Below are 23,772 nucleotides of genomic sequence, written 5' to 3' on the forward strand. Positions count from 1 at the left end.
CTTATGTATTGAGCGACCTTAAGGTGTCTTGGTCGCCTGAGTCAGTACCAGGCTGACAATGCCGCTGTAAGTGCCAGTGGCAAGAGTGCCATGCGTGGTCTGGGCAAAACGCAGTGGCAGGACGTCTGAACCATTTTCGATGCCCGCAGGGAACAGGGTCGCCGCTTCCAGCAGTTGGTTGGAGGTGGTCAGAACCGTATCACCCAGGCTGACGGTCAAAGGGATCTTGTTAGCCCCATTGATATCCGCCAGGACCGCCGCTCTTACCAGACGAATATTGACGCCAGCGGTAGCGTTGTTAGACCAGACCTTGGTGTTCAGGTTAAAAGGCGTCAGGCCTTTGCCTGGCAAATACTGCATATCGATGCTGCTTGGCAAACCGGTGTTATCAGGCTGCGTCATATCAATGGTCGCATCCACGTTGGCATTCACAGTAATATCTTTCTGTACAGCCTGAGTTGAAAATACGGCAGCCATGGTGGAAACGATCAGCAGTGGTTTAATAAACTTCTTCATAAAATCTCCATTTTATTTTATAAATAACATCCAAATTCACTTCTATTTAGCCCATAAAATCGGGGCTATACATGATTTGACTTCATATTTAACGCTTTACAGACAAATCAATTTCTTCAACGCGTTTTTTAATCCAGTTAAAATAACGTGCTTTATATTTCTTCCCAGGTTTAACCATTAGGGAGGCAATTTTAAGTTCGGTGCCGGGATAGACCGTGGTGGTTTCTTTTTTCCAGTGACAAACACCGGCCTGGTCACAAACCCCCACCTCTCGCAGCGGAATACGCAACGTACCCTCATTGATAACCTGACCACGCTGAGCATCCAACGTCAGGCTGGCAATGGCCTTTTTAGGCGCAACGTGGACTAATGCTCCCCACACCAGGTTTATACCCACCTTGGTCGTGGTCGCCTGTGGGCTGGCAGCAGCGGCGTTATCGTCTAATTCCGGCACGCCCTCAAAATAGACTCGCCAGGTGGTTTCCTTTTCCGGTAATTCCAGGGCAACCAGCCGTACCAGACGTTGACTGCCTGCCGAAATAGCCAGTTTTTGTGGCGTTATCACCAGCGAGCTTTGGCCAAATTGCTCAACGCCCACTTCTTGTTCTTGATCGGTGCCAGGATTGACGACCTGTTTTTCCGTTACCTTGACGAACTGTACCCCGTCGCTTTGTGACATAACCCTGATTTGAGCGGCTCCGGTTTCGCCGATCCCGACCTCCATCGGATAAACGCTCATATTGGCCAATACAAAACCTGGTAAAAAACAAAAAATAGCAACACCACTCAGGCGTTTAATAATATTGAGCTTCATGATTAATCCGTAATGAGAGTCTCTTATATCAAACTTTAAAACACAGCCAACCCCAGCCACGCTTAGTCTCGTAAAATTCGCAGCAAGTATAAAAACCGATGAACACCCAGATCAACTTAATAATTATAATAATAACAATAAGAATTACAGCATTGGTAAGTTCATGATAAAAAACAAGATAATTTTTAATTGTAAAAAAAAGAAATAAACAAATTATAATAATTAAGGCGAATTACAAGATGAGGTTTTAATCAGCGGCGTAATAAAGGGGGGTATTAACCTGGCAAGCCGGGTCGGTGAAAGCATTTTCGCTGTCTCATTTCGTTCAGGCCGAGTTCCGCTCTGCCTGAACGAGAAAGCAAGGATTAAGCTAACGGTTACTCGGCAATATCCGCCTCACCGCTAGCCAATTGCATGATTTCGCGCACCACGCTGGTAGCGAAACTGCCTGCCGGTAACCAGAAACGTAATTCCACGGTGACATCATCCCACCAGTTCCACTGCATTTTCTGCGGCTGTAGCAGCAAGGCCCGACGCGCAGGCTCTACGCGCTCACGCTTTAACAGACTCAGCAATTCCGGCTGTTGCACCAGACAACGTTGTTCAAACTCCAACGCTTCCCCAGCGGTTCCCGGCTCACCATCCCCAGGCAGTGGAGCGGTGATCATCAACTCACCCGCATCCAAACGCTGTTGCAGGGTGGCTAACTCTTCCGCTTTGGCCACGAACCAGCTCCCGCGCCCGGCCAGCTGCAACGCATCCCCTTCCAGCACCGTTTGCTGCTGTTGGTTAGCCAAACGCTGGCTGGCAATGAGGTTGAACAACGCACTGCGGCTGGCAGACAGGTAGAAGCTACGTTTGCTGCGCTCCTTAACCAGGATCTCATCGTTGGCCCAGCGGCGCGCCATCGTCAGGTTATTACCGCCACGGCCAAAGCGCTGGCTGCCAAAGTAGTTCGGCACGCCGCCTGCCGCGATGGCCTGCAAACGCTGCTCCACCTCTTGGCGATCGCCGATCTGGCGCAGCACCAGGGTGAATTCGTTACCCTTCAACGTGCCAATACGCAGCTTGCGTAGGTGGCGAGCGGCCTGTAGCACTTCGCAGCCTTCCAGTGCAAACTGGCTGAGATCGGGAGATTCTTTCCCCGGCAGATGCAGGCAAAACCACTGCTCGGTGACCGCATGACGATCTTTCAAACCGGCATAGCTGACCGAACGGGCATGAATGCCGGCAAATTTCGCCAGATAGTCTGCCACAAACTGGGTGTTGCAGCCGTTCTTGCGGATGTTCACCAGCAGGTGTTCACCTTCACCATCTGGGGTAAAGCCCAGATCCTCAACCACCACGAAGTCTTCCGGGTTGGCTTTCAGCACGCCGGTAGCCGCTGGCTTGCCGTACAACCAGGTCAGATTGGCCATGTCCATACGTTATTCCTTGATCAACAGGGCAACCGCTTCGCAGGCAATGCCTTCGCCACGGCCGGTAAAGCCCAGCTGTTCGGTGGTGGTCGCTTTGACGTTAACGTCGTCCATATGGCATTGCAGATCTTCCGCCAGGAAGATGCGCATCTGAGGAATGTGCGGTGCCATCTTCGGTGCCTGCGCAATGATGGTGACATCCAGATTCCCCAGACGATAGCCCTTGGCACGAATGCGTTTCCAGGCTTCGCGCAGCAGCTCGCGGCTGTCCGCCCCTTTAAAGGCCGGATCGGTATCCGGGAATAGCTTGCCGATATCCCCTAACGCCGCCGCCCCCAGCAGAGCATCGGTGGCCGCATGCAGCGCCACGTCACCATCGGAGTGAGCCAGCAGTCCTTTTTCATAAGGAATGCGAACACCGCCGATCACCAACGGCCCTTCGCCGCCAAATTTATGGACATCAAAACCGTGACCGATACGCATGATGCGCTCCTTTAGTTGTTCAACTGAGTCAAATAGAACGCCGCCAGCGCCAAATCCTCTGGCCGCGTCACTTTAATATTGTCCGCACGCCCCGCCACCAGCAGCGGATGATAGCCGCAATGCTCAAGCGCCGAGGCTTCATCGGTTACCGTCGCCCCTTCATCCAGGGCGCGTTGCAGGCAGAGTTTAAGCAATTCCAGCGGGAATAGCTGCGGCGTCAGTGCATGCCACAAATCCTGGCGTTCGACGGTATGCGAGATGATGCTTTGGCCCACCTGCGCACGCTTCATGGTATCACGCACCGGTGCGGCAAGAATGCCGCCGACCTTGCTGTGTGCCGTGATCGCCAGCAACCGCTCCAGATCGTCGGGATGCAGACAAGGGCGGGCAGCGTCGTGTACCAAAACCCAGTGTGCGTTGCCTGCCAATTGCAGCCCGGCCAGCACCGAATCGGCACGCTGTTGCCCGCCCTCAGTGACCAACACCCGCGGATCGCTGGCGATCGGTAGCGTTTTAAACTGTTGGTCTTCGGGGCTGATAGCCACGATCACCTGGGTAATACGCGGATGACGTAACAAGGCGTGGATGGCGTGCTCAAGAATGGTTTGATGGCCGATGGTTAAATATTGCTTCGGGCAATCGGCCTGCATACGGCTGCCAATACCGGCAGCGGGCAGGACGGCGATCACCTGAGGGGAGGAGCCAATGGATGGATTCATGCGTTACTTCGGTGGGTTGTTCTGTGTGGCAGACGCCGCGTTGCGTCCGGAAGGTTCAGGCACCAGACGATAGAAAGTCTCGCCGGGCTTGATCATGCCCAGTTCATTACGTGCGCGTTCTTCTATCGCTTCCTGACCACCGTTCAGGTCGTCGATCTCGGCAAACAGCTGATCGTTACGCGCTTTCAATTTGGCATTGCTGCTCTGCTGAGCCGCAACGTCTTCATTGACCCGTACATAATCGTGAATACCATTCTTCCCCAGCCACAGCGAATACTGTAACCAGCCAAGCAGCGCCAGCAATAGCAGCGTCAGTTTTCCCATCTCCGCCCCCTAAAAAAAGCGCTTAATCATCCCACAACTTGCCGTTTGACTCCACAGCAGCGGCGGCTTTTCACCTGCAGCCATCGAGCGTAATCAGAACTTCCTTAGTTTAGCGCCTGATTGTCGCCTGAAAGCGGCATTAAATCCAGGCGGCGTAGAGCCCGATGAGCTCAGGCAGCATAAGGTTCGACGGGCGCAGCATGCGGTACCCCTACAATGTAAGATCATGCACACATCGCCATCCTGTACCTCCCCCCTCAAGTCAGTATGCAGTAAGAAAAACTGGGCCGAGGGTATTTTTACCGACATTTAAGCCATATTTTAAATATTTATTCATATTTAACACTATTAACATTTTCATCATCAGGTAGGGGTTGTGTTTTTATTCATGTAAGTTTATTTTTATGCATCTAAAGTGCATAAATAAATCCAATGTATAACCTTTACACAACTTATTCGGGGAATGCTGATGTTAAAACGTTTAGTGCTGATTAGTGCCTGCCTGGCGGCCACTTTTTCCGCGGCCTCCTTTGCCGCAGAACCGACGTATGTTGTCGGCTCCGGCGGTACCTATCGCCCGTTCGAATACGAAAACAGCAAAAAAGAGCTGGAAGGTTTTGATATCGATGTGATCAAGGCCGTCGCCAAAGCGGAAGGTTTCCAGGTGAAGCTGGTGAATACGCCGTGGGAAGGCATCTTTGCCACCCTGAACTCGGGCGACCGCGACATCATCATTTCCGGCATCACCATTACCGACAAGCGCAAGCAGATGGTCGACTTCTCTACGCCATACTTCCCGGCAGAGCAGGCCATCGTGGTGCCGAAAGAGTCTACAGTAGACTCCATCGACGCGCTGAAAAGCCTGAAGGTAGGCGTGGTTAACTCCAGCACCGGCGATATCGTGGTTTCCGACGTGTTGGGTAAAAACAACACCGCCATCAAGCGCTTTGATAACACCCCGCTGCTGCTGCAAGAGCTGTATGAGGATGGCATTGGCGCGGCCGTGGGTGACGTTGGCGTGGCCAAGTTTTACATCAAGACCCACCCGGAAAAAGAGTTCAAGCTGGTGTCCGACGCCAAGTTTGAGCGCCAGTATTTCGGCATTGCGGTGGCCAAGGGCAACGATGAGCTGCGTAACAAGATCAACAGCGGCCTGAAGAAAATCATCGCCGATGGCACCTACGCCAAAATCTACCAGACCTGGTTCGACAGCAACGTCCCTACGCTGCCAGCAGAATAAACCGGCGGTAACCAGGGGCGCAATTGACTGTGCCCCTACGCATTAGACCCACAAGTTCGCACTACCACCGTAAGGATTATATTTTGTCAGCATTCCGTTGGGAGATCATTGAGGAATACGCTCCGCTGTTTATGGAGGGTGCCTGGATGACCATCAAATGTACCATCATCTGCGTGATCCTGGGCACCACCTGGGGGCTGCTCCTCGGCTTAGGTCGCCTGGCTCAGGCACCGCACGGCATCTGGAAACCGATCCTGCACTATGGCGTGCAATGGCCGGTGCGCATCTACATCAGCGCCTTCCGGGGCACGCCGCTGTTTGTGCAAATCATGGTGGTCCACTTCGCGCTGGTGCCGCTGTTTATCAACCCGCGTGACGGCCTGCTGGTCAGCAACGGTTTGATGAGCGTCGACTTCGCGCGCGCATTACGCTCCGATTACGGTGCCTTCCTGTCTTGCGTAGTCGCCATCACGTTGAACGCCGGTGCCTACGTCTCGGAGATCTTCCGTGCCGGGATCCAGTCTATCGACCGCGGCCAGATGGAAGCTTCACGCTCTTTGGGGATGGGCTACGGCAAAACCATGCGTAAGGTGATCCTGCCGCAGGCCTTTCGCCGCATGCTGCCACCGCTCGGCAACAATGCCATCGCCATCGTCAAGGATTCGTCCCTGGCCTCCGCGATTGGTCTGGCGGATCTGGCTTACGCCGCGCGTACCGTTTCCGGCGCGTACGCCACCTACTGGGAGCCCTATCTGACTATTTCAGTGATCTATTGGATCATCACCTTCCTGCTCTCGCTGATGGTGCAACACATGGAAAAAAGGTTCGGTAAAAGTGATTCGCGTACATAACCTGCAAAAACAATTTGGCGAAGCCCACGTGCTGCGCGGGATCTCCTGCCAGATCGCGCCGAAAGAAGTAGTGTGTATTATCGGCCCCTCCGGCTCCGGTAAAAGTACCTTTCTGCGCTGTATCAACGCGCTGGAGACGCTTTCTGGCGGTGAGATCGACGTCAATGGTTTTGCCATTCATGACCAGAAGACCGATCTGAACAAGATGCGCGAAAGCGTGGGCATGGTATTCCAACGCTTTAACCTGTTCCCACACATGACGGTGTTGGAAAACATCATCATGGCGCCGATGGACGTGAAGAAACTGCCTCGCAGCGAGGCCATTGAGCGTGCCGAGGTGCTACTGAATAAAGTGGGCCTGCTGGACAAGATCGATGCCTATCCCAGCAGCCTGTCCGGCGGGCAGCAACAGCGTGTCGCCATCGCCCGCGCATTGGCGATGGAACCGCAAATCATGCTGTTCGATGAGCCTACCTCGGCGCTGGATCCGGAGTTGGTCGGTGAAGTGTTGGCGGTGATGAAGGCGCTGGCCCTTGAAGGCATGACGATGGTGGTGGTAACCCATGAAATGGGCTTCGCCCGCGAAGTGGCTGACCGGGTGCTGTTTATCGATCAGGGGATTATTCAGGAAGAAGGCACACCTGAGCACATCTTCGGTAACCCGACCAATCCGCGCACCCAGGCATTTTTAAGCAAAGTTTTGTAACCTTCGGCACGGTTTAGACATCTGTTGGCGCATGTCCCCCTCACCCCAACCCTCTCCCACAGGGAGAGGGAGTGATGTGGCTTAATGATCTTGGACACCGAATAAGGGTGATAAACTTCCCTGATACAAAAGAGGTGTCCAATGAAAGGCAGACGTACTTTTTCTCCAGAATTCAAATGTGAGGCTGCAAGCCTTGTTCTCGACAGGGGGTACTCAATTGTACAAGCCTGTGAGGCAATGGGAGTGGGCAGTACGGCTATGCAGCGCTGGGTACACCAGCTCGCCAGTGAACGAGGTGGAGTAACACCAACTACCGGAAAAGCCCTGACTTCTGAGCAAAAACGCATTCAGGAACTTGAAGCTCAAATCCGTAGGATTGAACGCGAGAAAAATATCTTAAAGGAGGCTACCGCTCTCTTAATGTCGGAATCGTTCACTCGCTTGAAATGATTAAGATATTGAGCGAGCGTTATCCTGTTGTTGAACTGTGTGTTCTCTTTGGTGTTGCACGTAGCCGCTATTACTACCGACGGCTTCCAGAGAAGACGGTGAGAAAAGTTCAACGAGAGCGCGTGTGTGCGCTTCATAAAGAAAGTCGTGGCTCTGCAGGAGCTCGGACATTGTCAGCGTCACTCACTGCTGAAGGTCATGTGGTAGGCCGGTATAAAGCTCGTCGGTTGATGAAAGAAGCCGGGCTGAGAAGTACACAACAACGCAAACACAGTTACCGGTTAGCGACAGATGAAGCGAGGTATGCCCCCAATCACCTGACGCGCGCCTTCAATGTTGAACGACCGAATACAGTCTGGTGTGGGGATGTGACTTATATCTGGGCGGGTCGATGCTGGCTTTACCTGGCGGTGGTGTTGGATCTCTATGCCAGAAAGGTAGTGGGTTGGTCTTTATCGTTATCACCGGATAGCGTACTGACTGGGGATGCGCTACGTATAGCTTATGAATCAAGAGGATGTCCTACGGGAGTGATGTTCCACTCAGACCAGGGCAGCCATTACAGTAGTCGAGCGTACAGGCACAAGTTAGAGCAATATCAGATAAAACAAAGCATGAGTCGGCGTGGTAACTGTTGGGATAACGCGCCAATGGAGCGGTTCTTCAGAAGCCTGAAGTCAGAATGGATCCCGGAGTATGGTTACGAGACAGTGGCCGAAGCCAAAGCAGATGTCCTGAGCTACATAACGCATTACTACAACCATCGAAGAGTACATAGCTTTAATGATGGCCAGACGCCGCATGCCAAAGAGAGGCATGCGGCGTAAAAAAACCTTAATCGGTGTTCGATATTACTAGACCATTACAGAGCTAGTGCGGAGTACTTGGTTAATTTGTGCCGCTTCGGGAAGTACAGAAATATCAACGAACTCGATCTGGTTCCCTCTCCTGGGGGAGAGGGCTAGGGTGAGGGCGTCTAGATTACCAACCACTCAGAAAGCTGAACACCAGCCAGAACAGGCAGATGACGGCGGCACCGGTCAGCAACAGCGTGAGGATCAGTCGCCCACGTAGCACCATGCTGAAGGTGATGCCCACCAACACAGACGCGGGCATTAAAGCCAGGAAGAAAGGCCAGGTATAAAGCAGGAAAAACAGAGTGTTAGAACCGTAAACCATAAAAGGCACGGTAAACGCCAGCCAGTAGAAAACAAACCCGGTGGTTCCCCCCAAAAACGAATAAGAGGGCTCCTCGGGCTCAAGCTGCGTATCAATCAATAAGGGTGTGGCGTTTTGCATAGCATTACCTGGTTGATACCCAATGGTTCCACATGGGCATGCGGCTCGCTCTGCGGCGGGCTAAGGCTAAAAAGCGCATGGCTGACCGCGCCACACGCCTTTTATCGAATTCAGGTTTTGATAATAGCTTTACCACGCAGTACGTCTAACAATTGCTCAGCCAAATTTGTTACCAATTGTTCACCATTGAGGTGCACATCTGGCAGCTCTGGAGCCTCATAAACCGAGTCAATACCGGTGAAATTACGCAGCTCACCGGCGCGGGCCTTTTTGTACAATCCTTTCGGATCGCGGGCCTCACAAATCGCCAGCGGGGTGTCGACAAACACTTCGATAAACTGCCCCTCGCCCAACATTTCCCGCACCATCTGCCGTTCGGCACGGTGCGGTGAGATAAACGCCGTCAACACCACTAGCCCGGCATCCACCATCAGCTTGGCCACTTCGCCCACCCGGCGTATATTCTCGCGCCGATCGTCGTCGGAGAACCCCAAGTCGCGGCACAGGCCGTGGCGCACATTGTCGCCATCCAGCAGATAGGTGCTGACCCCCAGCTGATGCAGCGCCTGCTCCAGCGTGCCAGCCACGGTCGATTTCCCCGAACCAGACAGGCCGGTAAACCACAGCACCACGCCCTGATGGCCGTTCGCGGCTTCGCGCTCCGCACGCGTTACCGCATGCGGGTGCCATACAACGTTTTCGTCTTTCGCTAACTCAGCCTCGGCCACGTTAATTCCCCTTCAGCAGGTCACGCGCACCCCAGTGTGGGAAATGCTTGCGTACCAAGGCGTTCAGCTCCAGTTCAAAGGCGCTGAAATTGCCCGCCGCTGCCGGATGATCCTGCTGCAAGGCTTCGCGGATCAACCCCGCGCCAACCGTGACGTTGGTCAAACGATCGATAAAGATCAGGCCGCCGGTATCATGATTCTGTTGATAGCTGTCCAGCACCAGCGGTTCGTCGAAGGTCAGCTCCACCAGTCCTATGCCGTTCAGGGGCAACACGTCGGCCTGATGCTGCGCCAGCGAGTTGATCTCCACCTGATGGCGAATGCTCTCAACGCGGGCGCGAGTTTTCTTGCCGGCTACCTTGATGTCGTAGCTTTGGCCCGGCAACAGCGGCTGTTCTGCCATCCATACCACGTCCGCCAAGGCGCTTTGCGTGGCCTGTAGGGTTTCGCTAGCATCCACCAGCAGGTCGCCCCGGCTGATATCGACTTCGTCTTTCAGCACCAGCGTGATCGCTTCACCCGGCCCCGCCTCCTGCAGATCGCCATCAAAGGTCACGATACGCGCCACGGTAGATTCAACGCCAGACGGCAGCACCTTGATGCGCTGGCCCACGCGAACCACACCGGCAGACAAAGTCCCGGCATAACCGCGGAAATCGAGATTCGGGCGGTTGACGTATTGTACCGGGAAGCGCAGCGGCTGATGTTCACGCTCGCTGATCACATCCACGCTTTCCAACACTTCCAGCAGCGTCGGGCCGCTGTACCAAGGCATCTGTATGCTCTGGGTAGCAACGTTATCCCCGTCCAGTGCCGACAACGGGACGAATTTAATCTCCAGGTCGTGGGGCAACTGCTCGGCGAAGGTCAGGTAGTCCTGTTTGAACTGTTCAAACACCGCCTGGCTGTAATCCACCAGGTCCATTTTGTTCACCGCCACCACCAAATGGCGAATGCCTAGCAGCGTGGCGATAAAGCTGTGGCGACGGGTCTGATCCAGCACGCCTTTGCGCGCATCGATCAGCAGGATCGCCAAGTCGCAGGTCGACGCGCCGGTGGCCATATTACGGGTGTACTGCTCATGCCCCGGCGTATCGGCGATGATAAATTTGCGCTTTTCAGTCGAGAAATAGCGGTAGGCCACGTCGATGGTAATGCCCTGCTCACGCTCTGCCTGCAGGCCATCCACCAGCAAGGCCAGATCGAGCTTTTCCCCTTGGGTGCCGATGCGTTTGCTGTCGGTATGCAAGGTGGAGAGCTGATCTTCGTAGATCTGGCGGGTATCGTGCAGCAAGCGGCCAATCAGGGTGCTTTTGCCGTCGTCCACGCTGCCGCAGGTCAGGAAGCGTAGCAGGCTCTTGTGCTGCTGCGCGTGCAGGTAGGCTTCTACCCCGCCCTGTTCGGCGATTTGTTGTGCAATAACGTTGTTCATTCCGGCGGCTCCTTAGAAATACCCTTGGCGCTTTTTCAGCTCCATCGAACCGGACTGATCGCGGTCGATCATGCGGCCCTGACGTTCGCTGGTGGTGGAGACCAGCATTTCTTCGATGATCTCCGGCAGCGTCTGCGCAGAAGAATCCACCGCGCCGGTCAACGGCCAGCAGCCGAGGGTACGGAACCGCACCATACGCTGGCTGATCACCTCACCCGGCTGCAGATCGATACGATCGTCATCCACCATCATCAGCATGCCATCGCGTTCCACCACCGGGCGTGGTTTGGCCAGGTAGAGCGGCACGATGTCGATCTTCTCCAGGAAGATATATTGCCAGATATCCAGCTCGGTCCAGTTCGATAGCGGGAACACGCGGATACTCTCGCCCTTGTTGATCTGGCCGTTATAGTTGTGCCACAGCTCCGGGCGCTGGTTTTTCGGATCCCAGCGGTGGAAGCGATCGCGGAAGGAGTAGATGCGCTCTTTGGCACGGGATTTCTCCTCGTCGCGGCGTGCACCACCGAAGGCGGCATCAAAACCGTACTTGTTCAGCGCCTGCTTGAGGCCTTCGGTTTTCATGATATCGGTGTGCTTGGCGCTGCCGTGGACAAACGGGTTTATCCCCATCGCCACCCCTTCCGGGTTTTTGTGGATCAGCAGCTCGAAACCGTACTCTTTGGCGGTACGATCGCGGAATTGGTACATTTCGTTGAATTTCCAGCCGGTATCCACATGCAGCAGTGGGAAAGGCAGTGTACCGGGGTAAAACGCCTTGCGTGCCAGATGCAGCATCACCGAGGAGTCTTTACCGATGGAATAGAGCATCACCGGATTGCCGAATTCGGCGGCCACTTCACGGATGATATGGATGCTCTCCGCCTCCAATTGCCGCAAATGAGTGAGTCGTTTTTGGTCCATAACAGATCCTTTAAGCCAAATTCACGACGGCCGGGCGCGCTGCCACTGCCGTCTGCGATTGATGCCCAAACCAGGCGATTTGATGGTGCAATTCCACCACTTCACCGATCACCAGCAGCGCCGGTAACGGAGCCTGCCGAGTTAATTGTTCCAGCTGTTGCAAGGTGCCAGTCTGCACCTGTTGATCGGCCCGCGTACCCCGGCTGATCACGGCGACTGGCGTGTTCACATCACGGCCATGGGCGATCAGGTTGCGGCTGATATCCGCCGCCTTCATGGTGCCCATGTAGATCGCCAACGTCTGACGCGCCCGCGCCAGTGCGGGCCAATCCAAGCCGTCGTCATCGTCACGGCAATGGCCGGTAATAAAGGTCACGCTTTGAGCGTGATCGCGATGCGTTAGCGGAATACCGGCATAGGCCGTAGCCCCTGCGGCGGCGGTTACGCCCGGCACCACCTGGAAAGGGATCCCGGCAGCGGCGGCCACCTGTAACTCTTCGCCACCCCGGCCAAAGATAAAGGGATCGCCGCCTTTTAACCGCACTACCCGCTTCCCCTGCTGCGCCAGTTCCACCAGCAGCCGATTGGTCTCTTCCTGGATCACTGAGTGCGCACCGGCGCGTTTGCCCACGCAGATACGTTCGGCATCGCGACGCACCAAATCCAGCGTTTCTTCGCTCACCAGGTGATCGTAAAGCACCACGTCGGCCTGCTGCATCACCTGCAGCCCGCGTAGGGTCAACAAACCGACATCGCCCGGGCCTGCCCCGACCAGTGCGATCTCACCTTGCGTCCCCTCATTCCCCTGCGCAAAAGCCGTTAAATCCTGCTCCAACTGCTGCTGCGCCTGCTCCGTCTGGCCATTCGCCACCAAAGTCGCGAAACGGCCGTTGAAGGCTTTCTCCCAGAAACGACGTCGGGCCCCGATGGAAGCCAGCCGTTGCTTCACCTTGCCACGCAACTCTCCGGCCAGTTCCGCCATCTGCCCCAGGCTGGCGGGCAATAACGCTTCCAGCTTCTCACGTAACATCCGCGCCAATACCGGAGCTTGGCCGCTAGATGACACGGCCACCACCAACGGTGAGCGATCGATAATCGACGGGAAGATAAAGGAGCAGCGCGGTTGGTCATCCACCACGTTGGCCAGCACGCGGCGCTTATCCGCTTCGGCATACACCTCGGCGTTCAGCGCGCTATCGTCGGTAGCGGCAATCACCAGAAAGACGTCGTCTAACTGCTGCGGCACAAAACTATGACCCAGCCACTCAACATGCCCTTGCAGGTGTTGGTGCTCCAGCTCTTCTGAGAGCGCCTGCGCCACGATCCGCACTTGCGCCCCTGCGCGTAGCAGGAGGTCGACTTTGCGTGCAGCCACTTCGCCGCCGCCAACCACCAGCACTGGGCGGTGTTTCAGGTCGGCAAATATTGGTAGATAGTCCACAACGGCCTTTTCATATAACAGATTGATAGGGTGACTATACGGCGTGCGATTTGCCCCCTGAAATGACGAAAAGGCATGAGATGTTCTTAAATGGAATAAGGCTGTTGGTAGTGCGCCTAACTGGCTGTACGAAATGAAGTTACAGGTGTGGGCTAACATGGCTTGCTTGATGTTGCCCTACGGCCCCCCCAAACGTGGATAGCAGCGGTTTAACGGCGCGCACCTAAGACAAAAATAGGACGCGAAGAAATTGTCTTATCGGCGCTGGCGTCCCATACTAACTACCGCAAAGATAATCGGCATCACCGCTGTCAAAGAAGGATTTTTCGGTATGTTTTCCCGCTTGTGCCTGGGGGCTGGGCTGTTGTTAGTCGCTCTCGGCAGTGCTGTAAGCGTTTCGGCCGCTACCAAACCCGTAAAAGAAGCCCCGATGGGCCAGTTCGCCGCCCACCAGATCCGCCATATCGCGACCTACTTCCCCGGCCGCATGGCGGGAAGCCCGGCAGAATTACTGGCCGCAGACTACCTGAAACAGCAGTTTACCGAGATGGGCTACCCGGCGGATACCCGCACCTTTGACGCCCGTTATCTCTACACCAATAAAGACACCAGTGAAAACTGGCGCAAGATCGGCGTCACCTCGGTGATTGCGACCAAAAAGGGTGAGCGGCCACAGCAGGTCATCATCATGGCGCACTTCGATACCTATACCCCGCTGAGCGACGATGAGGTGGACAATAACCTCGGTGGCCTGACGCTGCAGGGGGTCGATGACAATGCCTCCGGCGTGGGCGTGATGCTGGAGTTGGCCAACAGGCTGAAAAACATCCCCACTACCTATACCCTGCGCTTTGTGGCCATGAGTGGCGAAGAGCTGAAGTCAGTAGGCGCTAAAAACTACCTTGGCCGTATGACGCCGGAGGAACGCAAAAACACGCTGCTGGTGATTAACCTCGACAGCCTGATCACCGGCGATCGCCTCTATTTCCACTCCGGGCGTAACACCGAGCCGGAAGTGGTGGCCAGATCCCGCGATCGGGCACTGAGCATCGCTCACCGTTATGGTATTGAGGCGGCCATTAATCCAGGCAGCAAAGGTTTTCCAACCGGCACCGGTTGCTGTTCCGATCAGATCGTCTTCGATAACGCCAAAATTCCGGTGATGGCGGTAGAAGCCACCAACTGGTCGCTGGGGGATAAGGACGGCTATCAACAACGCGCCACCAGCCCTAGCTTCCCGCAAGGCATTACCTGGCATCGCCCGCAATACGACAATCTGCAATATCTGGAAACCCACCTGCCAGGGCGGATCGACAAGCGCAGCCGCGACAGCGTGCGGATCCTGTTACCGTTGGTAAAAGAATGGGTGCAGGCGCATCCTGTCCCTGAGCCGAAAAAGAAAAAGAAGAAATAATTGGACGTAAAATCGAGTACAAATTTTGTACTCGACATCTCGGTTAAGTATACTGAGAGAAACCCGTATTCGAGAAAAAACCAATGAGTACGCACAAAACCTTATCGCAACAAGCGACACGAGAGAGTCTCGGTTCACCTGATAGTTTCAAAGGAGGTGTTTGGGTGACTAAAAATGGAACCGCAGAATTATTCGTCCAAACGGCCTTGGAACGACAAGAGGAATTGGCTGCCTGGGAACAGGAGCAGCAAACCCATGCACTGCTAAAACTGGTGCTGAAATCCAAGCAAGAAGTCGCCGAAGGGAAAGTCCTGACTCCTGATGAAGCATTAAAAAGGCTAAGGGCTGCAAGAGGTTAAGGAGTAACCAACCATGTATGAAGTGCGTCTGACCGAAACCGCATTTCAGTGCCTTGCCGATATAGAGTCGTTCAAAACAGCCACTATTGGTTCAGTGGATGCAGGGCACTTTGTAGACCAATTGCTCTTGGAAGCTACTGCCACGTTGCGAGAAGATCCCAAGCGCTATCGTTTTAACGCCACTTTGGCTGATTATGGCTTAGCACTACGAGAACGTCTGGATAAACACGAATACCGGACGCTGTATGAAATCACCGGTCATACCGTCGACATCTTGCTGTTTTTGCATACCCGCCAAGATTTGACCCGCGCACTCAGACGTCACATGTTATTGAGCTAGAACTTAATTAGTCGGGCCCTCGCAGAACCCGGTTCGTTAACTATGCGCTCATCAACCTTCGTGCAGACCACACTCGCGCTTCAGGCCGAAGAAGCGGGTTTCTTCCTCGCTCATGCCTTCCTCCCATTTACGGGTGGTGTGGGTATCGCCCACCGACAGATAGCCCTGATCCCACAGCGGGTGGTAGCTCAGCCCATGCTCGGTGAGATATTGATAAATCTGGCGGTTATCCCAGTCGATGATCGGCAGGATCTTGAACACCCCACGCTGCACCGCCAGCACCGGCAGATTGGCACGGCTGCCCGATTGCTCACGGCGCAGGCCAGCAAACCAGGTTTGCGCACCTAGCGTTTCCAGCGCGCGGTTCATCGGCTCAACTTTGTTGATTTGGTTGTACCGCTCAATGCCCTCAACGCCCTGCTCCCACAGCTTGCCGTAACGCGCCTCTTGCCAGGCCGGTGAATGCTCGGCGCGGAATACCTGCAGGTTCAGGTTCAGTTGGTCGGCCAGTTGGTCGATAAACTGGTAGGTTTCCGGGAACAGGTAGCCGGTATCGGTCAGGATCACCGGGATATCCGGCTTGATGCGCGTGACCAGATGCAGACACACCGCCGCCTGAATGCCAAAGCTGGAGGAAAGCACAAACTCCCCCGGCAGATGTTCCAACGCCCAGGCAACCCTCTCCTGTGCCGAAAGCTGTTCCAACTGGCCGTTGACGACTGCCAGTGCCAGCGCCTGTCCGGACTTCGGTAACGCGTTCAGCGCCGCCAGATCCAATTCAGCCATGATGCGATCTCCTGAAAGTGTTAGATGTGGCCCCTCACCCTAACCCTCTCCCACAGGGAGAGGGGACCGATTGTGCCCTTATTCAGCATCTAGCCCCACATAGCGGCGAACAGCATATCGCTCTACAACGTTGACGAGCGCACCAATGCCGCATCGTGCCTCGGGCTTCACCCTCTCCCTATGGGAGAGGGCCGGGGTGAGGGGGATGGCTGCAGCGTAATAAATGCAGCCGTGCAAGGTTATTCCCAGAAATCCTGCGCGGGATCCACCACCGGCCGGATAATCCCGGTGCGCACGGTGAAATCGCCAAAACCTTCGCCAGCGGTGCGCTCTGTTGCCCAACGCCCTACCAGTTGGTCGATGGTCTGCAGGATTTCGTCTTCGTTAATATTTTCCCGATACATGCGGGGAATGCGCGTCCCTTCACGGTTACCACCCAGATGCAGGTTGTACCGGCCGATCGCTTTACCAACCAGCCCAATCTCTGCCAGCAATGCTCGGCCACAGCCGTTCGGGCAGCCGGTGATACGCAGCACCACGTGCTCATCACCCACGCCATGCCGATGCATGATGCCTTCCACCTTGGTCACAAACTCCGGCAGGAAGCGCTCGGCCTCCGCCATCGCCAGTGGGCAGGTTGGGTAGGACACGCAGGCCATCGAGTTCTTGCGCTGCTCGCTGATGCCATCGTCGATCAGGCCATGCTCGCGTGCCAGAGCTTCGATCTTCGCCTTTTCGCTTTCCGGCACGCCGGCCACGATCAGGTTCTGGTTGGCTGTCAGACGGAAATCACCCTGATGGATCTTGGCGATCTCGGCCACGCCGGTTTTCAACGGACGGCCTGGATAATCCAGCAGGCGACCGTTTTCAATAAACAGCGTCAGGTGCCAGTGATTATCAACCCCTTTGACCCAGCCGATGCGATCGCCACGGCCGGTAAACTCGTACGGACGCACCGGTGCAAAGGTGATGCCAGCCCGCTTTTCTACCTCGGCGCGGAAGGTATCCACCCCCACCCGCTCCAGCGTATATTTGGTTTTGGCGTTCTTACGGTCGGTGCGGTTGCCCCAGTCGCGCTGGGTAGTCACTACCGCTTCGGCAACGGCCAGCGTGTGTTCCAGCGGAATATAGCCAAACTCACTCGCCGTACGCGCATAGGTTTTCTTGTTGCCATGCTCGATAGACAGGCCGCCACCCACCAGCAGGTTAAAGCCCACCAGCTTGCCGTGTTCGGCAATCGCCACAAAGTTCATGTCGTTGGCGTGCAGATCTACATCGTTCTGCGGCGGGATCACCACCGTGGTTTTAAACTTGCGCGGCAGGTAAGTCGCGCCCAGGATCGGCTCTTCGTCCGTAGTCGCGACTTTTTCTTTATCCAGCCACACTTCGGCATAGGCACGGGTACGCGGCAGCAGGTGCTCGGAGATTTTCTTCGCCCATTCGTACGCTTCCTGATGCAGCTCCGACTCCACCGGATTCGAGGTGCAAAGTACGTTACGGTTCACGTCGTTAGCCGTCGCCAGCGCATCCAGCCCCAGGCGATTCAGCAACTGGTGCACCGGTTTCACGTTGCCTTTGACGATGCCATGGAACTGGAACGTCTGCCGGTTGGTGATACGGATACTGCCGTACAGCGTGCTTTCCGCGGCAAATTTGTCGATCCCCAGCCACTGTTGCGGGGAAATAATCCCGCCCGGCAGGCGGCAGCGCAGCATCATGGCGTGGCGCGGTTCGAGTTTTTGTTCGGCACGTTCGGCGCGAATATCGCGATCGTCCTGCTGGTACATGCCGTGAAAACGGATCAGCAAGAAGTTATCGCCGGTAAAGCCGCCGGTCAAACCGTCTTGTAAATCTTCGGCAATGGTTCCGCGCAGGAAGTTACTCTCTTTCTTCAGACGCTCAGCATCGGTCAGTTTGCCTTCTACCACCAGAGGTCCAGGGTGTTTATCACTCATTAGTAAACGTCTCGCTGATAACGGCGCTCAAGGCGCAGCTCGCTTAAGAATTCGTCTGCCAGCTCGGTATCCATACCACCGTGCTCGGCCACCAGTGCTAACAATGTGTTTTCAACGTCTTTCGCCATGCGGTTGGCATCGCCACAGACATAGATGTGCGCGCCCTGCTGGATCCAGTTCCAGATTTCCGCGCCCTGCTCACGCAGCTTGTCCTGCACGTAAACCTTATGCTGTTGATCCCGTGACCAGGCCAGATCGATGCGGGTCAACAGACCCTCCTTCACATAGCGCTGCCATTCCACCTGGTACAGGAAGTCTTCGGTAAAGTGCGGGTTGCCAAAGAACAGCCAGTTCTTGCCCCCGGCACCTTCCGCTTCACGTTGCTGCATAAAGGCGCGGAACGGGGCAATGCCGGTGCCAGGGCCAATCATGATCACCGGAGTTTCCGGGTTGGCGGGCAAACGGAAGTTGTCGTTATGTTCGATAAACACCCGCAGTTCGCCTTCTTCTTCCAGACGATCGGCCAGGAAGCTGGAAGCCCCGCCGGCACGGCTGCGGCCATCAATGTCGTAGCGCACCACGCCAACGGTGATGTGCACTTCGTTTTCATTCTCTGCCTGAGAGGAGGCGATGGAGTACAGGCGCGGCGTCAACGGGCGCAGCAGGCTGAGTAACTGCTCTGCATTCAGGTCGGCCGGAGCCTGGCGTACCATGTCCACAATCGGGGTGTTATGGGCGTAGTGTTGCAGTTTAGGCTTGTCAGCCAGCAGGCCAATCAGCGTTTCGTCCCGCGACAGCCCGGCATATTTTTCCACGATCGGCGTGGTGTTCTGCGTCAGTTCAAAGTGGCTACGCAAAGCTTCACGCAACTGCAGGGTTTGCCCCTCAACCTCGACCGGTTCGTCGCCTTTCAGCCACAGCAGCTGTACCAGCTCATCCACCAGCGCCGGATCGTTATCAAACCATACGCCCAAAGCATCGCCCGGCTGATAGTGCAGGCCGGAATCGCCTAAATCGATTTCAATATGGCGCACATCTTTATCGGAAGCGCGGCCAGTGATCTTTTGCTTGGCCGCCAGTTGCGCGGTCAGTGGCTGTTCTTTGCTGTAAGGGCTGCTGTCCAACTGATCGACCGCACCACTGGCCAATGCTGCCGGAGCACTGTTTTCCGCTGGTGCTCGGGCCTTCAGAACTTCCACCACCTGCTTGCGCCAGGCGATAGCCAGTTCCTGATAATCCACATCCGCATCGATGCGCTCCACCAGGCGCTCGGCCCCCAGTTCGGCCAGCTTGCCATCAAAGTCTTTGCCGGACTGGCAGAAATTCTCATAAGAGCTATCCCCCAGGCCAAACACCGCAAAGGCGGTTTCATTGAGTTTGGGGGCTTTTTTCGAATGCAGGAATTTGTGCAGCGCCACCGCTTCTTCCGCTGGCTCCCCCTCCCCTTGGGTGGAGGCGACCACCACCAGCAGGCGCTCCTGGGCGATTTGCTTGAACTTGTAGTCACCGGCATTCACTAGGGTGACGCTCAGCTTCGCCGCCAGCAGATCGTCGCGTAGCTGTTCGGCCAGACGGCGTGCGTTACCGGTCTGGGAAGCAGAAATCAGGGTGATGCTGGCCGCAGGGGCCGCGGCAACCGGTGCTGAAGCCACGCTTCCCGGCAGCTGGTTAACCATGCCCCAGAAATAACCAGAGAGCCACGCCAGCTGCGTTGGGGAATACCCGCCAATGACGGCCTGCAAACTCGAAAGCTGTTCGGGGGTCAGCGGGAGCAAAGATGTTGGAGGAACCTGAGTCGTCATCGCGGTACGGATATCCTATGCTTAGCCAGTGTCAGTCGCTGTAATTGTTGTTGTGTCATGTCCTGAAAAGACCAGGAGAGTTTGTAAGGTTACCGAGCGTCATTGCAACGATTAAATAAGGGATAGCAATAATTAATAACCAAAACGACTAAGCAGTTTTCCTGGTAAGGGATAGTGGCTAAATCGTTAGATGTTTATTTTTAATTCATTGTTATTTAATGAGTTAATTTTTAAAATTTTGAATGACTCGCATTTGAGGCGGATAACGTCCTCCGATCGGCTCAATCCCGCCCAAATAAAAAATGCCAGCAGCGCTACATGCTGCCCCCCGGATCTCCCCTGAAGCAGCCCAAAAGATAGTAACCAGGGCCGCTTTCCGTTAGTATTCGGCGGTTTTTGAGTCAATGAGGCCGTAATAATGGCAACCACGCTATTTAAAGATTTTCAGTTTGAAGCCGCACACCATCTGCCAAACGTGCCGGAGGGCCATAAATGCGGCCGCCTGCATGGGCATTCGTTTATGGTGCGCATTGAAGTGACCGGGGAAGTAGACGCGCATACCGGTTGGGTGATGGATTTTGCCGAGCTGAAGGCCGCTTTCAAGCCGATTTGGCAGCGCCTGGATCACTATAACCTGAACGATATTCCTGGCTTGGAGAACCCGACCAGCGAAGTGCTCGCCGCCTGGATCTGGCAGCAGTTGAAACCGCAGCTGCCTGAATTGTCGGCCGTGATGGTCAAAGAGACCTGTACCGCAGGCTGCGTATATAAAGGTTAATAGGGCAAGGCTCAGGGTGAGGCGATTGGCTGCGGTGCGATCTCCCTCACCCTAACCCTCTCCCCAAGGAGAGGGAACCGATCGAGCCAAACCGAAAGTACAGCGATATATCATAAGCTCTGGCGGTTGAAGGAAACCGATCGAGCCAAGCTGAAAGTACAGCGATTTATCATAAGCTCCGGTGGTTGAAGGGAACCGATCGAGTTAAGTGATATTTATGAGCACCGCCGGTTGAAGGGAACCAATCGAGTTAAGTGATATTTATGAGCACCGCCGGTTGAAGGGAACCGATCGAGTTAAGTGATATTTATGAGCACCGCCAGTTGAAGGGGCAATCAAGGTTGCGGAGATTATCTCCCTTCTCGCAACGGAGCAGGGGCTATCAGCTCCCTCTCCCCGTGGGAGAGGGTTGGGGTGAGGGGCCGGTCTTAAGCGATATTCAGATACTTATGCGTCTGCATTGAAAGCCGCCAGTTGCGGGCAATGCAGGTCTCAATACACAACCGCGTCGCCTCTTCTTTCTGGCTGATCGGCTGCAAAGCGATAATACGGTGTTTTTCGTCGTGCAACGTTGCCAGCAGCTCATCCAACGCCTCAATATCGCGTTCACGCCCCACCGGATGCTTGATCTCATCGGCCCGCATCAGCGCCTGCTCTACCACCTTCAAACCACCGCGCATATTCACTTTGGGTGAAACGGTGACCCAGGTATTGGGGGAGCAGAGGACTTCATGGGTGCCACTGGTTTCAATTTGGCAGCCGTAGCCCGCGTTCTCAAACAGCTTGGTCAACGGGATCAGATCGTAGATGCACGGCTCACCGCCGGTGATCACGATATGGCGCGCGGTATAGCCCTGCTGTTCGACCACCTCCAGCAACTGTTCCGCACTGGCGCTTCCCCAGGCATCACTCTCGGCAGTTTTCACCAGGATGCGTTGCAGATCCACTTCCCGATCGGCGTCCTTTTCCCAGGTGTGTTTGGTATCGCACCAGCTGCATCCCACCGGGCAACCCTGTAGGCGAATAAAAATGGCCGGCACGCCGGTGAAATAGCCTTCGCCCTGCAAAGTCTGGAACATCTCATTAATCGGGTATTGCATCGCTTTCTCAATCTGTCTAGGTAAAGACGCATTATCGCAGATCCCGAACGGGCGACCAAACCTGGAAAAGTGTATTAAATTTTGTCCGTTCGGCGATGGCCAGCAGCTTTCTCCGGCTAACCTGTTCATGGGTGGCGTTTATTAAAGACCAAACGCCAACCGCCGATGTTATCCACCGCTCAAAACAAACATAAAATTAACATTTAAAACAAAAATATTTGACATAAAAGCGCCTGTGACGCAGATGTATAGACAGGCAGGCACAAGTCGGGCGCAGTTCCGACGATCCATCAACATCCTATCTGCGTTTAAGGAAACTATGGCCCATTCCACCGAGTTGAATATTCAGCAGGCTATCGACGACAGCAAATTTTCGCTGTTTCACTGGACCCTGATCATCCTGGGTTTTCTGATCCTGGCAATTGACGGTTACGATACGGCGGCGATGGGCTATATCGCCCCTTCGGTAGCCAAAGACTGGGGGATCGTGAAACAGGATCTGGGGCCGGTATTAAGCGCCGCGCTGCTTGGCCTTTCGTTAGGAGCCCTGGTTGCCGGGCCGATTTCTGACCGCGTTGGCCGCAAACGGGTGCTGGTGTTCTCCTGCCTGTTCTTTGGCCTTTCCAGCCTGGCTACCGCCTACGCGGGTTCACTCAATAGCCTGACGCTGTGGCGCTTCCTTACCGGGCTTGGGCTGGGTGCCGCCATGCCAAACGCCATCACGCTGATCTCCGAATATGCTCCGCAGCGTTGCCGATCGCTGGCCATCAACACCATGTACTGCGGTTTTCCCCTGGGAGCGGCAGGCGGTGGCGCCATCTCTTCCTGGCTGATCCCCGCTTACGGTTGGCACAGCGTGTTGCTGCTGGGGGCCATTGCCCCGCTAGTACTCACCGTGCTGTTGATCCTGCTGCTGCCGGAATCGGTGAAATACATGGTTAACCGTGGGCAAGATGCCGCTAAAATCAAACAGATTGCCCAACGTTTTATCAGCTATAACATCAGCCACATCTCCCGTTTCTACCTGTATGAGGACAAGCTGGCCCTGTCGAAGACCAGCGTCGGCCTGCTGTTCAGCCGCCCCTACCTGGTGGGGACACTGATGCTGTGGCTCACCTACTTTATGGGGTTGGTGATCTACTACGTATTGCTGAGCTGGATGCCGCTGTTGATGCAAGGGCTGGGGTATCAGCTTGAGCAATCGGCGCTCCTGACGTCGCTGTTCACCTTCGGCGGTATGCTGGGGATCCTGATGGCTGGCTGGTTAATGGACCGCTGGAATGCCCACAAGGTGGTTTCCACCGGCTTTGCCATCAGCGCCCTGCTGATTGTGGCGATGGCCACCGAGGATAGCCAGATCGTGCTGCTCGGCGCCTTTATTTTCCTGATGGGCATTACCATGAACGGCGCGCAATCCGGCCTGCAAACCCTGGCTGCCACCTACTACCCAACGCACAGCCGCGCTACCGGTATTGCCTGGATGCAGGGTATTGGCCGCTTTGGCGGCGTGGCTGGCACCATGATGGCGGCTCAGCTACTGGCGATGGAGTGGCAGGTGCAGAGTATTTTGCTGTTCCTGGCGATCCCGGCGCTGCTTGCCAGCCTGGCCACGGTATTTAAAATGACGCGTTCAAGCGCATTGCAACCGGCGATCTAACCTATTGATTATATTAATGGGCGCTGTATGCAGCGCCCTACGTATCGTTGTCTCCCAATCCTCCGGTAATACGTTTTTTTTATCGCTGCCGCTTAGTTGTAATCCATATGTAAAATTATTGTGATTTGTCGCTCAAAAATGACACTATTTTAATTCATTTTTGTAGAGCAGCTCACTGTTTTGCCACGTCCGGCTAATGGCCTTAATCCGAAAATAAAACATAACAACATGATTTAAAA

The 23,772-nt window shown here is 55.1% G+C and carries 24 protein-coding genes; 9 read left to right on the forward strand and 15 right to left on the reverse strand.

Features of this window, described 5'->3' with window-relative positions; all coding sequences use genetic code 11:
- Positions 1 to 18: 18 nt before the first annotated feature.
- From ACX9GU_RS22365 to ftsB, 6 genes are all read right to left on the reverse strand, one after another.
- The gene (locus tag ACX9GU_RS22365) at positions 19 to 516 is read right to left on the reverse strand and encodes a CS1 type fimbrial major subunit (RefSeq protein ID WP_473192965.1); all 498 of its coding nucleotides are present in this window, start codon (positions 514 to 516) and stop codon (positions 19 to 21) included.
- 88 nt (positions 517 to 604) lie between these two features.
- Positions 605 to 1,330 carry a hypothetical protein gene (locus ACX9GU_RS22370; protein ID WP_473192966.1) on the reverse strand — a complete coding sequence of 242 codons (726 nt, stop codon included), beginning with the start codon at positions 1,328 to 1,330 and terminating at the stop codon, positions 605 to 607.
- A gap of 377 nt (positions 1,331 to 1,707) precedes the next feature.
- Positions 1,708 to 2,754 carry a tRNA pseudouridine(13) synthase TruD gene (truD, locus tag ACX9GU_RS22375; RefSeq protein ID WP_473192967.1) on the reverse strand — a complete coding sequence of 349 codons (1,047 nt, stop codon included), beginning with the start codon at positions 2,752 to 2,754 and terminating at the stop codon, positions 1,708 to 1,710.
- 3 nt (positions 2,755 to 2,757) lie between these two features.
- The gene (ispF, locus tag ACX9GU_RS22380) at positions 2,758 to 3,231 is read right to left on the reverse strand and encodes a 2-C-methyl-D-erythritol 2,4-cyclodiphosphate synthase (RefSeq protein WP_021179414.1); all 474 of its coding nucleotides are present in this window, start codon (positions 3,229 to 3,231) and stop codon (positions 2,758 to 2,760) included.
- Between the two features lie 11 nt (positions 3,232 to 3,242).
- Positions 3,243 to 3,950: a 2-C-methyl-D-erythritol 4-phosphate cytidylyltransferase gene (gene ispD / locus ACX9GU_RS22385; protein WP_094982113.1), complete on the reverse strand. Its 708-nt coding sequence runs from the start codon at positions 3,948 to 3,950 to the stop codon at positions 3,243 to 3,245.
- Between the two features lie 3 nt (positions 3,951 to 3,953).
- Entirely contained in the window at positions 3,954 to 4,274 is a 321-nt protein-coding gene (gene ftsB, locus ACX9GU_RS22390) for a cell division protein FtsB (RefSeq protein ID WP_473192968.1), read from the reverse strand.
- A 469-nt stretch (positions 4,275 to 4,743) separates the two neighbouring features.
- On the opposite strand from ftsB, the gene ACX9GU_RS22395 reads away from it, so the two are divergent.
- The 4 genes from ACX9GU_RS22395 to ACX9GU_RS22410 all read left to right on the forward strand — a co-directional run bounded on the left by ACX9GU_RS22395 (position 4,744) and on the right by ACX9GU_RS22410 (position 8,348).
- Positions 4,744 to 5,514 carry a basic amino acid ABC transporter substrate-binding protein gene (locus ACX9GU_RS22395; RefSeq protein ID WP_473192969.1) on the forward strand — a complete coding sequence of 257 codons (771 nt, stop codon included), beginning with the start codon at positions 4,744 to 4,746 and terminating at the stop codon, positions 5,512 to 5,514.
- An 83-nt stretch (positions 5,515 to 5,597) separates the two neighbouring features.
- The gene (locus tag ACX9GU_RS22400; RefSeq protein ID WP_021179411.1) at positions 5,598 to 6,365 is read left to right on the forward strand and encodes an amino acid ABC transporter permease; all 768 of its coding nucleotides are present in this window, start codon (positions 5,598 to 5,600) and stop codon (positions 6,363 to 6,365) included.
- Entirely contained in the window at positions 6,349 to 7,071 is a 723-nt protein-coding gene (locus ACX9GU_RS22405; RefSeq protein WP_059199799.1) for an amino acid ABC transporter ATP-binding protein, read from the forward strand. Before ACX9GU_RS22400 ends, ACX9GU_RS22405 begins: the two co-directional genes overlap by 17 nt.
- A gap of 141 nt (positions 7,072 to 7,212) precedes the next feature.
- Positions 7,213 to 8,348, forward strand: a protein-coding gene (locus ACX9GU_RS22410) for an IS3 family transposase (protein ID WP_473192504.1) whose coding sequence is annotated in 2 segments (ribosomal slippage) — positions 7,213 to 7,474 and positions 7,474 to 8,348 — 1,137 coding nt in all. Because the reading frame shifts where the segments join, the coding sequence is not laid out codon by codon here.
- A gap of 154 nt (positions 8,349 to 8,502) precedes the next feature.
- On the opposite strand, the gene ACX9GU_RS22415 is transcribed toward ACX9GU_RS22410, so the two are convergent.
- The 5 genes from ACX9GU_RS22415 to cysG all read right to left on the reverse strand — a co-directional run bounded on the left by ACX9GU_RS22415 (position 8,503) and on the right by cysG (position 13,342).
- Positions 8,503 to 8,820 carry a DUF3561 family protein gene (locus tag ACX9GU_RS22415; protein ID WP_473192970.1) on the reverse strand — a complete coding sequence of 106 codons (318 nt, stop codon included), beginning with the start codon at positions 8,818 to 8,820 and terminating at the stop codon, positions 8,503 to 8,505.
- A gap of 110 nt (positions 8,821 to 8,930) precedes the next feature.
- Complete coding sequence (cysC, locus tag ACX9GU_RS22420) at positions 8,931 to 9,548, reverse strand: adenylyl-sulfate kinase (RefSeq protein WP_473192971.1); 618 nt, start codon at positions 9,546 to 9,548, stop codon at positions 8,931 to 8,933.
- A 1-nt stretch (position 9,549) separates the two neighbouring features.
- Positions 9,550 to 10,980 carry a sulfate adenylyltransferase subunit CysN gene (cysN, locus tag ACX9GU_RS22425; RefSeq protein WP_473192972.1) on the reverse strand — a complete coding sequence of 477 codons (1,431 nt, stop codon included), beginning with the start codon at positions 10,978 to 10,980 and terminating at the stop codon, positions 9,550 to 9,552.
- A gap of 12 nt (positions 10,981 to 10,992) precedes the next feature.
- A complete protein-coding gene (gene cysD / locus ACX9GU_RS22430; RefSeq protein WP_024485711.1) occupies positions 10,993 to 11,901 on the reverse strand; it encodes a sulfate adenylyltransferase subunit CysD in 909 nt (302 codons plus the stop codon).
- 10 nt (positions 11,902 to 11,911) lie between these two features.
- The gene (cysG, locus tag ACX9GU_RS22435; RefSeq protein ID WP_473192973.1) at positions 11,912 to 13,342 is read right to left on the reverse strand and encodes a siroheme synthase CysG; all 1,431 of its coding nucleotides are present in this window, start codon (positions 13,340 to 13,342) and stop codon (positions 11,912 to 11,914) included.
- Between the two features lie 331 nt (positions 13,343 to 13,673).
- On the opposite strand from cysG, the gene ACX9GU_RS22440 reads away from it, so the two are divergent.
- From ACX9GU_RS22440 to ACX9GU_RS22450, 3 genes are all read left to right on the forward strand, one after another.
- Complete coding sequence (locus tag ACX9GU_RS22440) at positions 13,674 to 14,756, forward strand: aminopeptidase (protein ID WP_473192974.1); 1,083 nt, start codon at positions 13,674 to 13,676, stop codon at positions 14,754 to 14,756.
- Positions 14,757 to 14,839: 83 nt separating this feature from the next.
- The gene (locus ACX9GU_RS22445) at positions 14,840 to 15,115 is read left to right on the forward strand and encodes a hypothetical protein (protein WP_024485708.1); all 276 of its coding nucleotides are present in this window, start codon (positions 14,840 to 14,842) and stop codon (positions 15,113 to 15,115) included.
- Positions 15,116 to 15,128: 13 nt separating this feature from the next.
- On the forward strand, positions 15,129 to 15,455 hold the full coding sequence (locus ACX9GU_RS22450; RefSeq protein ID WP_037412844.1) for a type II toxin-antitoxin system RelE/ParE family toxin: 327 nt from the start codon (positions 15,129 to 15,131) through the stop codon (positions 15,453 to 15,455).
- 51 nt (positions 15,456 to 15,506) lie between these two features.
- On the opposite strand, the gene cysH is transcribed toward ACX9GU_RS22450, so the two are convergent.
- From cysH to cysJ, 3 genes are all read right to left on the reverse strand, one after another.
- Positions 15,507 to 16,241, reverse strand: a complete 735-nt coding sequence (gene cysH / locus ACX9GU_RS22455) for a phosphoadenosine phosphosulfate reductase (RefSeq protein WP_473192975.1) — start codon at positions 16,239 to 16,241, stop codon at positions 15,507 to 15,509.
- Between the two features lie 239 nt (positions 16,242 to 16,480).
- Entirely contained in the window at positions 16,481 to 18,196 is a 1,716-nt protein-coding gene (gene cysI / locus ACX9GU_RS22460) for an assimilatory sulfite reductase (NADPH) hemoprotein subunit (RefSeq protein WP_059199791.1), read from the reverse strand.
- Entirely contained in the window at positions 18,196 to 19,998 is a 1,803-nt protein-coding gene (cysJ, locus tag ACX9GU_RS22465) for an NADPH-dependent assimilatory sulfite reductase flavoprotein subunit (protein ID WP_473192976.1), read from the reverse strand. Before cysJ ends, cysI begins: the two co-directional genes overlap by 1 nt.
- Before the next feature lie 418 nt (positions 19,999 to 20,416).
- Between cysJ and queD the strand changes: the two genes are divergently transcribed.
- On the forward strand, positions 20,417 to 20,776 hold the full coding sequence (gene queD / locus ACX9GU_RS22470; RefSeq protein ID WP_021179400.1) for a 6-carboxytetrahydropterin synthase QueD: 360 nt from the start codon (positions 20,417 to 20,419) through the stop codon (positions 20,774 to 20,776).
- 428 nt (positions 20,777 to 21,204) lie between these two features.
- Here the strand turns inward: queD and queE are convergent, their stop codons facing one another.
- Complete coding sequence (gene queE, locus ACX9GU_RS22475) at positions 21,205 to 21,876, reverse strand: 7-carboxy-7-deazaguanine synthase QueE (protein ID WP_473192977.1); 672 nt, start codon at positions 21,874 to 21,876, stop codon at positions 21,205 to 21,207.
- A gap of 319 nt (positions 21,877 to 22,195) precedes the next feature.
- Between queE and ACX9GU_RS22480 the strand changes: the two genes are divergently transcribed.
- Positions 22,196 to 23,533 carry an MFS transporter gene (locus ACX9GU_RS22480; RefSeq protein WP_473192978.1) on the forward strand — a complete coding sequence of 446 codons (1,338 nt, stop codon included), beginning with the start codon at positions 22,196 to 22,198 and terminating at the stop codon, positions 23,531 to 23,533.
- Positions 23,534 to 23,772: the final 239 nt, after the last annotated feature.

The sequence above is a fragment of the Serratia sp. K1WW1 genome (genome assembly GCF_055790865.1).